This is a genomic window from Candidatus Enterococcus willemsii (assembly GCF_009933335.1).
Classification (GTDB): Bacteria; Bacillota; Bacilli; order Lactobacillales; family Enterococcaceae; genus Enterococcus_F; species Enterococcus_F willemsii.
The window spans coordinates 81,222-97,036 of the sequence record NZ_MAEL01000057.1 but is presented as its reverse complement, the minus strand read 5'-3'; the positions used below and the strand labels follow the sequence as shown (position 1 = coordinate 97,036).

Below are 15,815 nucleotides of genomic sequence, written 5' to 3'. Positions count from 1 at the left end.
TGAACGCACCTACTTTAATTGTTTTCTATTCACATACTAGCAATTAAAGTAGGTAAACGTCAAGAATCTTCCAGTTAAAAAAGTCATTTTATCAAAATAAATGATACAAAATCCAAAAATAACGGTTAAAGCTAAAAATTCAAGACGAAGTTAGTTTTTCTTTTAGATGCACTTTGTTATAATGGAACCAGACTAAAAAAGAAATGAGGGATAAACAATGTCTTTTGATGGAGTGTTTACCCATTTAATTACAAAAGAACTAAACCATACCTTGATTCACGGAAGAATCAGTAAAATCCAACAACCTTATGAAAACGAGATTGTCTTGATTATTCGTTCTCAAGGAAAAAATCATAAGCTTCTACTTTCTGCGCATCCCAGTTATGCCCGCGTACAACTGACTTCAATGAATTATTTAAACCCAAGTACACCACCGAACTTTGTGATGATGCTACGTAAATATTTAGATGGCGCTATTTTAGAAGCGATTGAACAAATCGAAAACGACCGCGTACTCCACTTTACTTTTAGACGCCGAGATGAATTAGGTGATTTGCAACAAATTATCTTAGTCGTCGAATTAATGGGTCGTCATAGTACCGTACTGCTATTAAATAAGGATACAGGCAAAATTTTGGACGTCATTAAGCATATCGGCCATTCTCAAAACACGTATCGTTCACTTTTACCAGGAGCAGACTACATTGCACCACCAAAACAAACAAGTTTAAATCCATTTACAGCTACGGATACGCAAATTTTTGAAAAGTTATCAACTATCGAAGAATGTACTGGCAAAGCGCTACAGCAGCAATTCCAAGGATTAGGACGCGATACAGCGGATGAACTTGCCTACCGATTGATGCAACGACCTAATGAAAAAATGGCTGTTTGGCATTCTTTTTTTGCAGCGATTGCTACACCTGAACCAACATTTGTTGAAACAGAAAACAAAGAATTCTTTACACCTATTCCTTATCAAACACTTATTTCAAAAGGAACAGCGACTGCCTATCCAACACTTAGTTCCTTACTAGACGCTTTTTATCACGACAAAGCAGAGCGTGATCGCGTAAAACAACAAGCTGGTGAACTACTAAAAAAAGTCGAAAATGAATACAAGCGTAATCAACTAAAACTACAAAAACGTGAACAAACCCTAGCTGATTCAGAAAATGCCGAAGAATTTCGTCAAAAAGGCGAGTTATTAACGACCTTTATGACTCAAGTCCCACGTGGTGCTAGTTCAGTGACTTTGGATAATTACTATGAAGAAAATCGACCAGTTGAGATTACACTCTCCCCTGCGTTAACACCTAATCAAAATGCCCAAAAGTATTTTCAACGTTATCAAAAATTACGAAATGCTGTTAAATTAGTCGGACAACAAATTGAAGAAACCAAAGCTGAGTTAAATTATTTAGAAACGGTTCTTTCCCAACTTGAATTGGCTGGACCGATGGATATCCCTCTCATTCGAGAAGAATTGACCGAACAAGGCTATCTAAAAGACCGAACAAGTAAGAAAAAGAAACACGAAAAAAAATCCCAACCAGAAGTCTTCCACGCATCTGACGGAACTGAAATACTTGTAGGTAAAAACAATTTACAAAATGACCAACTAACACTACGAACAGCTCGTAAAACGGATTATTGGTTGCACGCTAAAAATATTCCGGGCTCACATGTGATTATCCGTGACAACGATCCATCAGAGACGACAATTCTAGAAGCGGCAGAATTAGCAGCCTATTATTCTAAATACCGTCATTCAGCACAGGTTCCTGTTGATTTTGTACAAGTCAAACATATTCGTAAACCAAATGGGGCCAAACCTGGTTATGTTATCTACGAAAATCAAACCACCTATTATGTCACACCAGAAGAAGAAAATATTGAAAAACTAAGATAAACCAAAAGCAAGTGAAGTCATGAAGACTCCACTTGCTTTTTAATTTTATTTATAATAATAAATGGCGCGGTCTTTTCTATCTTGTATCGGGCGGTTATTGTTTTCTAAGACTTCTTCACGGAATTCTTCGATAAACAAACGACTCATCTCGCCAACTGTATCAAAGACAAACCAATTAACAGGGCCTTTAGTTGGCGGTGTTGTTAGTGAACCTACATAATGAAAATGGCTTTGTTTTTCTGGTAAGAAAATCGATGGATCAAACCATTGAATATGGTTATCAAAATCCCAAATACTATTGTCTTGGTCGTTACAAATCCAATTTAACTTATCTGTTAAATTGAATAAAATACCTACCACTAAATTTTCTTGATTCACATTTGTATGAACAAGATGGAATTCTAATTCAGTTTGATTGTCATCAATAATGTGTTCACTTGGCATATGGAAATGAATGTCTGTTAAATGATACTCGACACCTTTAAATACGACATAACTTTCAGTATTAAAGGGAACGAAATGAATCGTATTTTTAAATTCTTTCTCAGTAAACTGTTCTTTTTTGTAATGAAAAGTGAGATCTTCATCACCATCTGTCGCTTCACCGTGAATCAAATGAATGGGTGATTGATAAGGATATTTCGCCCCTTCTGCGTACCAATCGCAAAGTGTATGCCAATGCTCCGGACCATTTGAACCAGAATAACTCCATTCAACGTCCATATTTCTTTTCTTTTTCAATGAATTTCCCCCTTTTAGCAATCCTTTTTTTGATAGTTGCTACATTATGCTAGCAAATTTTTACTCAATTGAGAATCAATTTGCACTGGAAAATCCTTCTAAATTTTGTTCATTTTTATACAAAATGACACAATTTTTACCATTGTTTTTTGCTTGATACAAGGCAACATCTGCTTTCAAAAATAGCTCTTCTAATAAGAATGATTCGGTCTTCATCCCAGAACTAATGCCAATGCTAATTGTAAAAGGAATCAGCTGTCCTTGCCATTCAACAGCTAAATTAGCAATACGTTCACGAAAATTTTCTGCGAAAGTTAACACTTGTTCAACCGTTAACGTATCGAATAAAAAAGAAAATTCTTCGCCCCCATATCGACCGAAAATACTCGTTGGAAAAGGCACCATACTATTCCTAATTTCACCACATAGAGTTTTTAAGACATAGTCGCCACAAGAATGTCCATAATGGTCATTAATTGCTTTAAAATTATCTACATCAAGTAATAAAGCAATGAAAATTGCACCTGATTGAGCAGATGTAATGATTTGTTCTGCACGTTCAAAAAAGGCACCACGATTATAGATATTTGTCAAATAGTCATATTTTGCTTTATTGTGCAATTGTTGTAACAAACGCTCCTTCTCTGTGGCATCATGGATTGTCACATACATGCCACCATTTTTTAGTTTTTCAATTTGACGAACTTTAGAAATTTCATAGATTCGTTCTTCTCCATCAATATTTCTTGTAAAAAAAGTTTGTTTTACATAAGTTTCGATGCCTTCAATCTTATCGCCAGGTTGTAAATCATTTAATGAATGAAAGATCTTTTTAGCCGCATTATTTGCATAAATAAAATGGGTCTCCTCATCAAAAATAATAAAACCATCTTCCATCGAGTCTATCAGTTGGCGTTTGGCCAAGGGCACAACTTGTAATAAATTCTGATAGTTTGCTGAATAAATCAGCATTAAAATCGTTAACGCTGTCGCCAAGGGTGTAAAATCATATTGGACAGGGGCTAGTCGTAACAAATAACAAACACTAGCGATTACTGGTGCTGAAAAACCAATCAACAAAGGAATACTTTGTTTTTTTACTAGTGTATTATGGCTAAAATAAGCTTCGAAGATTAATCCGAAACTTAGTGTAGTAATGATATAACTATAAACCGTATGAAGATGATAAATTGGACCAGGTGTAATTAATGCATTTGCAAAATGCCCATTCGAAACATATTCCACATGCTGATAAAATAAATTTGTGATGGGATAAGATTGCATTGCTGTGATTGTTACCATTGGAATAATAAACAACAAGATTGCTTGCCATGTAGAAATATTTTTCTTTCCAAAAATATCTCTTAAAAATAAATAGCTATTCGGTAAAATAAAGGGAAACCCCAGATATTGAACACGTGTAGCATACAACGCTTCAGATAAATCATGAGACGTAATTTCTAGTAGATATCCCACAATATACAGAAAGACTTGGAATGAAAGTAAAATAAAAAACAAAGATTTTTCAGCTGTACGAAATTTTAATGAAAACAAAACCATTCCGACGGCTAGAAATACTGATGAAAAGCTTATTAATACAGCTAATTCACTCATTTTAATCAGATTCCTTCCTACTTATTTTCTATCAATACAAATGACAGAAAAAGAGTAAAAATCGCTCCTAATAGATAAGAGCGATTTAATCGAACATTTTAGTTTGCCCAGTTTTCAGGGTCTTTTTTCCAAGATTGGAGTAATTCAACATCAGCTTCTTTGATGTAGTTTGAAGCTAAAGCAGCATCAATTAAAGTAGAGTAGTTTGTTAAAGTCGTTAAAGGAATTCCTGCATTGTCAAAATTTGCTAGTCCTTTTGGTAATTCGTAAGTAAAGATTGCTGATACACCTACAACATCTGCACCTTCACGTTTAGCAGCTTCACAGGCTTCTAACACACTACCGCCAGTTGAAATTAAATCTTCAATGACGACCATTTTTTGACCTTCTGAAATACGTCCTTCAATTTGATTCCCTTTACCATGATCTTTTGCTTTGCTGCGAATATAAACCATTGGTAAACCTAAAATATCAGCTACCCACGCTGCATGAGGAATCCCTGCCGTAGCCGTTCCTGCAATCACTTCAACATCTGGATATGTTGCTTTAATTTTGTCGGCTAAGCCTTGAGCAATCGCTTTACGTACTTCTGGATAACTCATCGTAATACGGTTGTCACAATAAATTGGACTTTTAATACCACTTGCCCATGTAAAAGGCTCGTTCGGGCTCAAAAATACCGCTTTAATCTCTAATAAATCTTTTGCAATAGCTGTTTCAACTGTCATTTAGTTTTCTCCATTCCATTCGTTTTTAATTGCTTGGTAAGCAGCCACTGGATCTTCTGCTTGCGTAATTGGACGTCCCACCACAATCACACTTGAACCAATTTCTTTGGCCAAGGCTGGGGTAACCACGCGTTTTTGGTCCCCTACTGCTGCGCCACTTGGACGAATTCCTGGTGTTAAGCACATAAATTCGTCGGATGTTACTTCATGAATTTTCGCCGCTTCCAATGCTGAACAAACCACACCATCTAAGCCAGCTTTTTGTGCACATGTTGCATAATGTAGGACACTTTCTTCAAGTGTTGCTGGAATTAGCTGCTCCTCTTGCATTTGTGCTTCTCCTGTAGAAGTTAACTGAGTAACTGCGATTAATTGTGGGATACTTTCTCCGTCTGTGGTTCCCGCTGCTAAGCCACGTTTGGCTGCAGCCATCATTTCGATACCGCCAGCTGCATGGACATTTGTAATTGCTACACCTAACTTAGCAATCCCCGCCATTGCACGTTCTACCGTATTAGGAATATCATGCAATTTCAAATCTAGGAAAATATCATGACCTAGTTCTTTTAACCAGCGAACAATCTCTGGTCCTTCTTGATAAAAAATTTCCATACCAACTTTAACAAATAATTTTTCGTCTGCTGGAAATTTAGCTAAAAATTCCTCGATTTCTTTTTTCGATGGAAAATCTAATGCAATAATCGGTCTTTCAATCATGCGTTTCTTCCCTCTCTAACTTCTTTAATAAGTGATTCTAATGACTCAATTCCTAGCTCTGCCATACGTGCAGGCAAAGCATCAATTAATTTTGGACAAATATATGGATCAGTGAAATTAGCAGTACCGACTGCTACAGCACTGGCACCAGCCATGTACATTTCTAATACGTCATCGACGGTCATGACGCCTCCCATCCCAATAATCGGCAGTGTAGATACGTTGGCAACTTGATTAATCAAGCGAATAGCGACTGGTTTAATTGCTGGTCCCGATAAACCACCCGTTTGGTTAGCTAAGATTGGTTTTCTTGTTTTTAAATCAATACGCATACCTAGTAAGGTATTAATCATAGTAAACCCATCAGCACCGCCTTCTTCAATCGCCTTTGCAATAGGAATAATATCGGTCACATTGGGTGATAATTTAACATAAATCGGCACACTAGAAACCGCTTTGACCGCTTGTGTTAATTCAAATGCCACTTTCGCATCAGTTCCAAAGGTAATACCTCCATGTTTGACGTTTGGACAAGAAACATTTAATTCAATAGCAGTCACATTAGGAGCTTGGCTAATTTCTCGACAAACATCTACATAATCCTTTTGACTAGAACCAGCGACATTCGCAATAATTGGCAAATCAGGATGTTTTTGTTGTAAGTCGGGTAAAATCTCCGTCATGACTGTTTCTAAACCGGGATTTTGTAAACCAATCGCATTCAACATGCCACTCGGTGTTTCAGCGACACGCGGTGTTGGATTACCAAAACGCATTTCAGGTGTCGTTGCTTTAATCATCACCGAACCTAATTGATCAATATTGTAATACGTATCATATTCTTTACCAAAACCAAAACATCCACTCGCTGGAATAATTGGATTTTTTAATTCTAAGCCAGGTAAACGGACTGCTAAAGGATTTGCTTCCATTATAATACCACCTTTCCAGCTGGAAAAATAGGACCTTCGTCACAAACTTTGACACTTTTCTGTCCTGTTTTATCTTCTTGAAGATGGCACACGCAAGCATAACATGCCCCCATCCCACATGCCATACGTGCTTCAAGTGAGAGCTGTACATTCTCAACAATTGAAAGGTATTTTTGCTCAACAGCTTTTAACATGCCATTCGCACCACACGAAAAGACTGCAGCAGGTGTCTCGTCTGCTTCTGCTAGTAAATACCCTACATGACCATGAACACCATATGTTCCATCATCTGTGGCTATATGCGTTTCGCCTAAGGCACGAAATTCTTCTTCATAGTACATAACTTCTTTAGAAGCATAACCTAAAAAATGAACAGGTTTTGCGCCTAAAGCAATTAATTGTTTAGATAACTCGTATAGCGGAGGAATGCCAATTCCTCCACCAACGATGTATACAGTATCTCCAGCATGAATATCAGAGAGTTGGAAACCATTGCCTAAAGGTCCCATCACATCAATTTTATCGCCTGCTTGCATTTCAGAGAAGACACGTGTGCCGTCACCTTCTACACGATAAATAATCCGACAAGTTCCTTTTTCATGATTAATATCATTCACACTAATAGGTCGTCTTAATAATAAATCATTTTGAGGAACGCGCAAGTGTAAAAATTGACCTGGAACACTCATTTCCTTCACTAACTGTCCTTTAAGCGTCATTTCATAAATTCGAGGCGCTAATAAACGTTGTGACGCGATTTCCATCATCTCTTGTTTCATGCTCTTGATTTCCTTTCTTTAAATCGCTTTTGTTGAAAACGCACGTGACTCCATGACTTTCAAGATTGCATCAGCGGTATCTAATGAAGTAAACAAAGGTACGCCATGTTCAACTGCTTCTCGTCGAATCATAAAACCATCTTTGGATGCATTCTGGCGATTTTTATCCATAGTATTAATCACAGCTTGTGTACTTCCATTACGAATAATATCGATAACAGTTTCCCCATCTGCTTCTTTAATTTTTGCGACTTTTTTGACATTCAAGCCATGTGCAGCTAAATAATCAGCCGTGCCGTTCGTTGCTGTTAAACTAAATCCGATATCGGCAAATCGTTTGGCAAGTGTCAAAGCTTCTTCTTTTGTTTCATCTGCAATCGTGAATAAGACGGAACCGAATTCTGGAATATGCAAGCCTGCTGCTTCAAAGGCTTTGTATAACGCCTTCTCTAAGTTTACATCAGAACCCATCACTTCGCCAGTCGATTTCATCTCTGGCCCTAAATACGTGTCTACTTTTAGTAATTTCGTAAATGAAAAGACTGGTGCTTTCACATGAACTTGCTCAGAAACAGGGTAAAGACCTTCTTGGTAACCTAAATTAACTAATCGTTCACCTAAAATAGCTTTGGTTGCAATTTGGGCCATCGGAATACTGGTTACTTTACTTAAAAATGGTACCGTACGACTTGCACGTGGATTTACTTCAATCACATACACCGAATCATCATGAATGACAAATTGAATGTTCATCATTCCTACACAATTCAAGCCCAATGCTAAACGTTTTGTGTAGTCTTCAATTGTTGCAATCAATTCATCAGATAAACTTTGTGGTGGGTAAACCGCCATAGAGTCTCCTGAGTGAACACCTGCACGTTCAATATGTTCCATTATACCTGGAATTAGGACGGTTTGACCATCGCAAATTGCGTCTACTTCACATTCTCTACCAATTAAATAACGATCGACTAAGACAGGATGTTCCGGTGAAGCTTTTACGGCATGTTGCATGTAATCTTCTAAATCTTGTTGGTTTTCAACAATTTCCATGGCACGTCCACCTAAAACATAACTTGGACGTACTAAGACTGGATAGCCGATTCTCGCAGCAATCGCTACAGCTTCTTGCGTATTGGTTGCTGTATCACCTGGTGGTTGCGGAATTTCTAATTCTTTTAACGCTTGTTCAAATAAATCACGGTTCTCTGCCCGATCTAAATCTTCAATACTTGTTCCTAAAATTTTGACGCCAGCATTGACTAATGGTTCAGCTAAATTAATAGCCGTCTGACCACCAAATTGAACAATAACGCCCACAGGTTGCTCCAAATCAATAACATTTAATACATCTTCTAAAGTCAACGGTTCAAAATATAATTTATCAGAAATAGAGAAGTCGGTTGAGACAGTTTCTGGATTACTATTCATAATCACGGCTTCATAACCAGCTGCTTGAATCGCTTTTACAGAATGAACCGTCGCATAGTCAAATTCGACCCCTTGCCCAATCCGAATTGGGCCTGAACCAAGAACAAGCACAGATGGTTTCTCACTACGAATACTTTCATTTTCAAATTCATAGGTGCTATAGAAATAAGGTGTCGCCGATTCAAATTCAGCTGCACAAGTATCCACCATTTTATAAACGGGTGTTAGTTTACGCTCATTTCGCAAGTCACGAATTTCTGTCTCCGTTTTACGCCACAGTTCTGCAATTTTACGGTCAGTGAAACCATTTTGTTTGGCTTTTTTCAATAGTTCGACATCACCAACTGATTGTGCTAACGCTTGTTCCAATTCAATAATGTGTAACAATTTGTCCAAGAAGAACAAATCAATTTTAGTTAGTTCAGCTAATTCTTGAATCGAATATCCTCGACGAATCGCTTCTGCTAAATAGAACAATCGATCATCTTGTGCTTTGACAATTTTCTCAGTCAATTGTTCGTCCGTTACTTCTTGCAATTCATTGATTTCAATATGATGTGTCCCAATCTCTAATGAACGAACAGCTTTCAGTAACGCTTCTTCGATGTTTCGACCAATCGACATCACTTCGCCAGTCGCTTTCATCTGTGTACCTAGCACACGTTCGCCAGTTTCAAATTTATCGAATGGCCAACGAGGAATTTTAGCCACAACATAGTCTAATGCCGGTTCAAATTCAGCAAACGTTGTCTCAGTAACCGGATTTTTCATTTCATCCAAGGTTAGACCTACAGCAATTTTAGCTGCTAATTTAGCAATCGGATAACCAGTTGCTTTACTAGCTAACGCCGATGAACGAGAAACACGAGGGTTTACTTCAATGACATAATAATTAAAACTATGTGGATCAAGCGCTAATTGGACATTACATCCTCCTTCAATTTTCAACGCACGGATAATTGATAAGGAGGCATCACGTAACATTTGATATTCATGATCAGATAATGTTTGACTTGGTGCAAAAACAATGGAATCTCCGGTATGAATACCAACTGGATCAAAGTTTTCCATGTTACATACGACAATCGCATTGTCAGCAGAATCACGCATTACTTCATATTCAATTTCTTTAAAGCCAGCGATACTACGCTCAATCAAACATTGGGTAACTGGCGATAATTTCAACCCATTTTCAGCAATGATACGTAACTCTTCTTCGTTTTCGCACATACCACCACCAGTACCACCTAGCGTAAATGCAGGGCGTACAATAATTGGATAGCCGATTGTGTTCGCAAAATCGATTGCTTCTTCCACAGTCGTTACAATATCTGACTCTGGAATCGGTTGATCCAATTCTTCCATTAACTGTTTAAATAAATCGCGATCTTCTGCTTGGTCAATTGCAGATAGCTTCGTTCCTAAGAGTTCAATGTTTAATTCATCAAGAATGCCTGATTTTGCTAATTCCATCGCCATGTTAAGTCCTGTTTGTCCACCAAGCGTTGGTAAGATAGCATCTGGTGTTTCTTTGCGTAAAATTCTTGAAACAAATTCAAATGTAATTGGTTCAATATATACACGATCAGCAATCTCTTTATCTGTCATAATTGTCGCAGGGTTTGAGTTAACTAATACAACTTCATAACCTTCTTCTTTCAAAGCAAGACAGGCTTGTGTTCCTGCATAATCAAATTCTGCGGCTTGTCCAATAACGATTGGGCCAGAACCGATAACCATAATTTTTTTAATATCTGTGCGTTTTGGCAATTTAGTTCTGCTCCTTCCATGCATCCATCATCTCTAAAAATTCATCAAATAAGTGTACTGCATCATGTGGTCCAGGTGCTGCATCTGGGTGATATTGCACACTGAACGCTGGGTAATGACGATGACGTACCCCTTCGACTGTTCCATCATTCACTTCAATATGTGTTACCATTAATTTATCTGGATCGATTGAATCACCATCTACCACATAACCATGATTTTGAGAGGTAAAATCAATTCGCCCCGTCGCAATTTCTCGTACTGGATGATTCAATCCACGATGTCCGAATTTCATTTTCTTTGTATCTGCTCCATTAGCTAATGAAAATAGTTGGTGTCCCAAGCAAATACCAAAAATTGGAATTTTACCTTGAATCCCACGAATCATCTCCAAAACTTCTGGCAGACTTTTCGGATCTCCTGGGCCATTTGTTAACATCACGCCATCCGGTGACAATTCTAAAATTTCTTCTGCTGTCGCATGGTATGGCAACACAGTTAGATTACAATTACGCTTTGAAAGTTCACGCATAATACTGTGTTTTAAGCCAAAATCAACCACCACTACATTGTGCCCTGTACCGGGACTTGGGTAAGGCTTCGCTGTTGACACTTGTTCCACCTGATTTGTCGGTAAGACAACCGCTTTTAGTTGATCGTAAGCATGGTGGAATTCATCGCCACTATCAACAATACTTGCTTTCATTGTCCCGTGTTGACGAATTTTGCGCGTCAATGCGCGTGTATCAATTCCTGCAATTCCTGGAATCCCTTTTCGCTTCAGAAAATCATCTAGCGTCATTTGATTGCGCCAATTACTTGCAAGTCGCGCATGTTCTTTTACAACGACGCCCTTACAAGTTGGTTCGATTGATTCATAATCGTCTCGGTTGATACCGTAGTTCCCTACCATTGGGTAAGTAAATGTAATAATTTGACCATTAAAACTTTGGTCAGTGATTGTTTCTTGGTAGCCGGTCATACTTGTTGTAAAAACAATCTCACCAAAGACATTGTTTTCAGCACCAAAACCCTCACCTTCAAAATAAGTTCCATCTTCTAATATCAACCAACGCTTCATACTATTTACCGTCCTTTTGCCATACAAGTTTTCCGTCTACGAAGGTATACATTGTATCTCCGTATAATTTCCATCCTACAAATGGTGTGTTTACCGCTTTTGATAAAAATTGTTTATCATCTACTACATACTCTGTCTCTAAATCATAGACTGCTAAATCAGCTGGTCCGCCAATCGTTAAACGACCTACTTCTAAGCCGAAAATTTCTGCAGGTTTGACTGCCATCCAATCCACTACTTGTTCTAACGTGAAAATGCCTGTTTTAACAAAATGTGTGTAAACCATTTGGAAAGCATATTCAGAACCAACAATACCGAATGGTGATTTTAAGAAAGATTGGCATTTTTCATCTGTACCGTGAGGCGCATGGTCAGTTGAAATGCAATCAATCGTGCCGTCTAGTAAACCTTCAATTAATGCTTGTTGGTCTTCGTCCGCACGCAATGGTGGGTTCATTTTCCAATAACCATGATCTTCTGGAATATCTGTATCCACTAAGATTAAGTGATGCGGACAAACTTCAGCTGTCACATGCACACCAGCTTTTTTCGCTTCACGAATTACACGTACACTTTCTTTCGTTGAGACGTGGCAGACATGATAATGCACGCCTGTTTCTTCGGCTAATAATAAATCACGTGCAATTTGTGAAGACTCAGTCGCACTGATAATCCCTGGTAATCCCAATTCTTCTGAACGTTTCCCAGCATGCATCACACCACCGAATAATAGTGATTCATCTTCCGTATGAGCAACAATTGCCATATTATGTTTAGCGGCTTCTTTCATTGCCAGATACATCGTTCCTGCAGTTTGGACGCCAACGCCATCGTTCGTAAACGCAAAGGCACCGGCTTTTTTCAAGCCTTCTTGATCGACTAAAGTTTCACTGCGTAATTCTTCAGTAATTGGCGCATATTGTAATACTTTCACTACAGCATCACGGTCGATAATTTCTTGTACTTGATTGAATTTTTCAACGGTATCAGGTACAGGATCTAAGTTAGGCATCGCACAAACCGTCGTGAAACCACCACGTGCAGCGGCTAAACTTCCAGTTGCAATTGTTTCTTTATACGTAAATCCTGGTTCTCTAAAATGCACATGAACATCGACTAACCCTGGTGTAATTAATTGTCCTTTAGCGTCTACGACAGTCTCGAAATCAGCTGCATTGAAGTCTTCACCAATCGCATGGATTTTCCCGTCTTTAATCCAAACATCCACTGTGGTTAATTCATTCTTATGAGAAACGATTTTCCCATTTTTAATTAATGTACTCATATCTATTTCCTCCTATGATTTCCCTTCTAAAATTGCTTCTAAAATCGCCATGCGGACAAACACACCATTTGACATTTGTGTCACAATTCGTGATTTATAACTTTCAACTAATTCATCCGCTATTTCTACATCACGGTTCACAGGTGCTGGGTGCATAATAATTGCGGAGTCTTTCATTTTTGTAGCACGCTCCATTGTTAAGCCGTGTTTTGCATGATACTCTTCTTTTGAAAAACTTTCATGCTCGTCATGACGTTCGTGTTGTACACGAAGCAACATAATAACGTCCATTTCTTCAATCAACTCATCAATTGGCATATAGTGACCATAGACTTCGAATGATTGGTCGTACCAAGTTTCTGGGCCAGAGAAGAAAACTTTCGCGCCTAAACGTTTCAACATTTGCATGTTTGATTTGGCTACGCGTGAATGCGTAATATCGCCAATAATCGCTACTTTTAAATTTTCAAATGAACCAAACTCTTCATAGATTGTTAACAAATCAAGTAAGCATTGTGTTGGATGCTGACCACTTCCATCGCCACCGTTGATAATACTGCATTGAATCGTTCGGCTTTGAGTCAATTGATCATAGTAGTTTTCATCGCCATGACGAATTACTGCTACGTCTACTCCGATAGCTGACATTGTTAAAACCGTGTCATACAAGGTCTCGCCTTTTTGAACAGAACTTTTATCTGGGTCAAATTCAATCACGTCGATGCCCAATTTTTTTTCAGCAATTTCAAAACTTTTGTGGGTACGGGTACTATTTTCAAAAAATAAGTTTGTCGCAAAGTATTTGTCTTTGCCTGGTGTCCATTTCGCACCACGCTTAAATTCTTGCCCGCGACGAATTAATCCCATCACTTCTTGGTCTGATAATGCTTCAACTGTCAATAAATGTTTAATGCTTACTCGTTCTGATTTGATAATCATCTATTAAGCCTCCTGATCTTTTTCGTTACGTGCTGTTTCTGGTAATACTAAATTCAATACGATTCCTAAGACGGTTGCTAAGGCCATTGCTGATAATACGAAGGTTCCAGCTTCAACCATCAAGCCACCAATTCCTGTTACTAAGATGACCGATGCAATTAATAAATTCTTCTTACGGTCAAAGTCAATTTTATTTTCAATTAAGATTTTAAGTCCGCTAGCCGCAATCACACCGAATAGCACAAAGCTAATCCCTGAAATAACAGGTCCCGGAATACTTAAAATCAAGGCACTTATTTTACCTACAAAACCTAAGATAATAGCGAAGACTGCTGCACCACCGATAACGAAGACGCTGTGAACTTTTGTGATAGCTAGTACGCCGATATTTTCACCATAACTAGTTACCGGAGGTCCACCAATTAACCCAGCCACAATTTGTGCTGCACCATCGCCTGCTAAAGTCGTATGCAAACCTGGATTATCAAAGTAATTACGTTTTGTTAATTTGTTTAACACCATCAAATGTCCGATATGTTCGGTCATTGTGACAAATGCAATTGGTGCCATCGTAATAATCGCAGCAAGTTCTAATTTGGGTGTATATTGGACAAAAGGAATTTCAAAGTTTGGTAAAGCAAACCAAGAAGCATCCGCAATAATTGATGTGTCGACAATTCCAAAAGCCAAGGCAATCAGATAGCCGCTAACAATCCCTAGCAAAATCGGAATCAAGCCAAGAAATCCTTTAAACCACATGTTGTAAAAAATAGTTAAACCTAATGTTAAAAGTGCAACCAAAACATATTTAAAATCATAGGCACTAGACATATCGTTATACATCGCACTATTCGCAGCATTACTTGCTAGCCCTAATCCGATAACCATCACAACTGGTCCAACAACAATTGGTGGTAAAATTTTATCTAACCAATCTGTTCCGCTACGTTTTACGATGAATGACACGATGAAGTAGACCAACCCTGTTGTGATCGCCCCTTGTGCAATCGCACCATAACCGCTTGTTGAAAGCAACATCTTCATTGCCATAATAAAAGCAAAGCTACTTCCTAAATAAGCTGGAATTTTCCCTTTGGTCATCAGTAAGTAGACCAACGTCCCAATCCCAGAACTAACTAATGCAATCCCTGGATCTAAACCAACCAGCTTTGGTACAAGAACAGTCGCACCAAACATTGTAAATAAATGCTGTAAACTTAGTCCCATCCAAGGCAATGCGCGTGGTTTATCTTGCACATCGAGTACTGCTTCAGGGTTACGAAATTCATTCTCCACCAATCTTAATCCTCCTCACGGTCAATCAAGATTCGGTCTTGTCCATCCGTCTCTTCGACTTCTACAATAATTTCTTCAGTTAGAGAAGTTGGAATATTTTTCCCAACGAAATCTGCGCGAATTGGTAACTCGCGATGACCGCGGTCTACTAACACAGCCAGAGAAATGCGTTTTGGACGACCATATGTCATCACTGCATCAAGAGCGGCGCGGATTGTACGTCCTGTATACAACACGTCATCTACTAAAATTACTTCTTTCCCTTCTAATGAGACCGGAATATCTGACGAATGGAGCTCAGCTTCGCCCTTATACATTTCCTTGTCATCACGATATAAGGTAATGTCTAATTCGCCAACTGGAATTTCTACGTTTTCTAATTGTTTCAAACGTTCCGCAATTCGTTTAGCAATATAAATGCCACGTGTTTTAATCCCTACCAGCACTAAATGCTCAATGCCTCGATTTCTTTCAATAATTTCATACGTAATTCGTGTCAACGCACGTTTCATTGTGACTGCATCGATAACTTCTTTTTTTGACATAATCAATTCCTCCTTAAATGTGAACATAAAAAAACTCTTGCCCAT

13 protein-coding genes are annotated in these 15,815 nt (G+C 38.3%); 1 reads left to right on the top strand and 12 read right to left on the bottom strand.

Annotated features, from left to right (window positions below):
• The first annotated feature begins 217 nt into the window (after positions 1-217).
• Positions 218-1,912, top strand: a complete 1,695-nt coding sequence (gene efbA / locus BAU17_RS13190) for a fibronectin-binding protein EfbA (RefSeq protein WP_161903292.1) — start codon at positions 218-220, stop codon at positions 1,910-1,912.
• A gap of 45 nt (positions 1,913-1,957) precedes the next feature.
• Here efbA and BAU17_RS13185 read toward each other — a convergent pair whose 3' ends face one another.
• From BAU17_RS13185 to pyrR, 12 genes are all read right to left on the bottom strand, one after another.
• The gene (locus tag BAU17_RS13185; protein ID WP_202622336.1) at positions 1,958-2,635 is read right to left on the bottom strand and encodes a carbonic anhydrase family protein; all 678 of its coding nucleotides are present in this window, start codon (positions 2,633-2,635) and stop codon (positions 1,958-1,960) included.
• Positions 2,636-2,728: 93 nt separating this feature from the next.
• Positions 2,729-4,267, bottom strand: coding sequence for a histidine kinase N-terminal 7TM domain-containing diguanylate cyclase (locus BAU17_RS13180; RefSeq protein WP_161903290.1), 1,539 nt, complete (start codon positions 4,265-4,267; stop codon positions 2,729-2,731).
• A gap of 98 nt (positions 4,268-4,365) precedes the next feature.
• Positions 4,366-4,995: an orotate phosphoribosyltransferase gene (gene pyrE / locus BAU17_RS13175; protein WP_161903289.1), complete on the bottom strand. Its 630-nt coding sequence runs from the start codon at positions 4,993-4,995 to the stop codon at positions 4,366-4,368.
• A complete protein-coding gene (gene pyrF, locus BAU17_RS13170; protein WP_161903288.1) occupies positions 4,996-5,712 on the bottom strand; it encodes an orotidine-5'-phosphate decarboxylase in 717 nt (238 codons plus the stop codon).
• Positions 5,709-6,644: a dihydroorotate dehydrogenase gene (locus BAU17_RS13165; protein ID WP_161903287.1), complete on the bottom strand. Its 936-nt coding sequence runs from the start codon at positions 6,642-6,644 to the stop codon at positions 5,709-5,711. The genes pyrF and BAU17_RS13165 overlap by 4 nt, the downstream gene beginning before the upstream one ends.
• Positions 6,644-7,432 carry a dihydroorotate dehydrogenase electron transfer subunit gene (locus BAU17_RS13160; protein ID WP_337248047.1) on the bottom strand — a complete coding sequence of 263 codons (789 nt, stop codon included), beginning with the start codon at positions 7,430-7,432 and terminating at the stop codon, positions 6,644-6,646. Before BAU17_RS13160 ends, BAU17_RS13165 begins: the two co-directional genes overlap by 1 nt.
• Before the next feature lie 9 nt (positions 7,433-7,441).
• Positions 7,442-10,624: a carbamoyl-phosphate synthase large subunit gene (carB, locus tag BAU17_RS13155; RefSeq protein WP_161903285.1), complete on the bottom strand. Its 3,183-nt coding sequence runs from the start codon at positions 10,622-10,624 to the stop codon at positions 7,442-7,444.
• Between the two features lies 1 nt (position 10,625).
• Positions 10,626-11,705 carry a carbamoyl phosphate synthase small subunit gene (locus BAU17_RS13150; protein ID WP_161903284.1) on the bottom strand — a complete coding sequence of 360 codons (1,080 nt, stop codon included), beginning with the start codon at positions 11,703-11,705 and terminating at the stop codon, positions 10,626-10,628.
• 1 nt (position 11,706) lies between these two features.
• Positions 11,707-12,990 carry a dihydroorotase gene (locus tag BAU17_RS13145; protein ID WP_161903283.1) on the bottom strand — a complete coding sequence of 428 codons (1,284 nt, stop codon included), beginning with the start codon at positions 12,988-12,990 and terminating at the stop codon, positions 11,707-11,709.
• Between the two features lie 12 nt (positions 12,991-13,002).
• Positions 13,003-13,929 (bottom strand): aspartate carbamoyltransferase catalytic subunit, encoded by a 927-nt coding sequence (locus BAU17_RS13140; RefSeq protein ID WP_161903282.1) that lies wholly within the window; start codon positions 13,927-13,929, stop codon positions 13,003-13,005.
• Positions 13,930-13,932: 3 nt separating this feature from the next.
• A complete protein-coding gene (locus BAU17_RS13135) occupies positions 13,933-15,228 on the bottom strand; it encodes a solute carrier family 23 protein (RefSeq protein WP_161903281.1) in 1,296 nt (431 codons plus the stop codon).
• Between the two features lie 2 nt (positions 15,229-15,230).
• Positions 15,231-15,770 (bottom strand): bifunctional pyr operon transcriptional regulator/uracil phosphoribosyltransferase PyrR, encoded by a 540-nt coding sequence (gene pyrR, locus BAU17_RS13130; RefSeq protein ID WP_161903280.1) that lies wholly within the window; start codon positions 15,768-15,770, stop codon positions 15,231-15,233.
• Positions 15,771-15,815 lie beyond the last annotated feature (45 nt).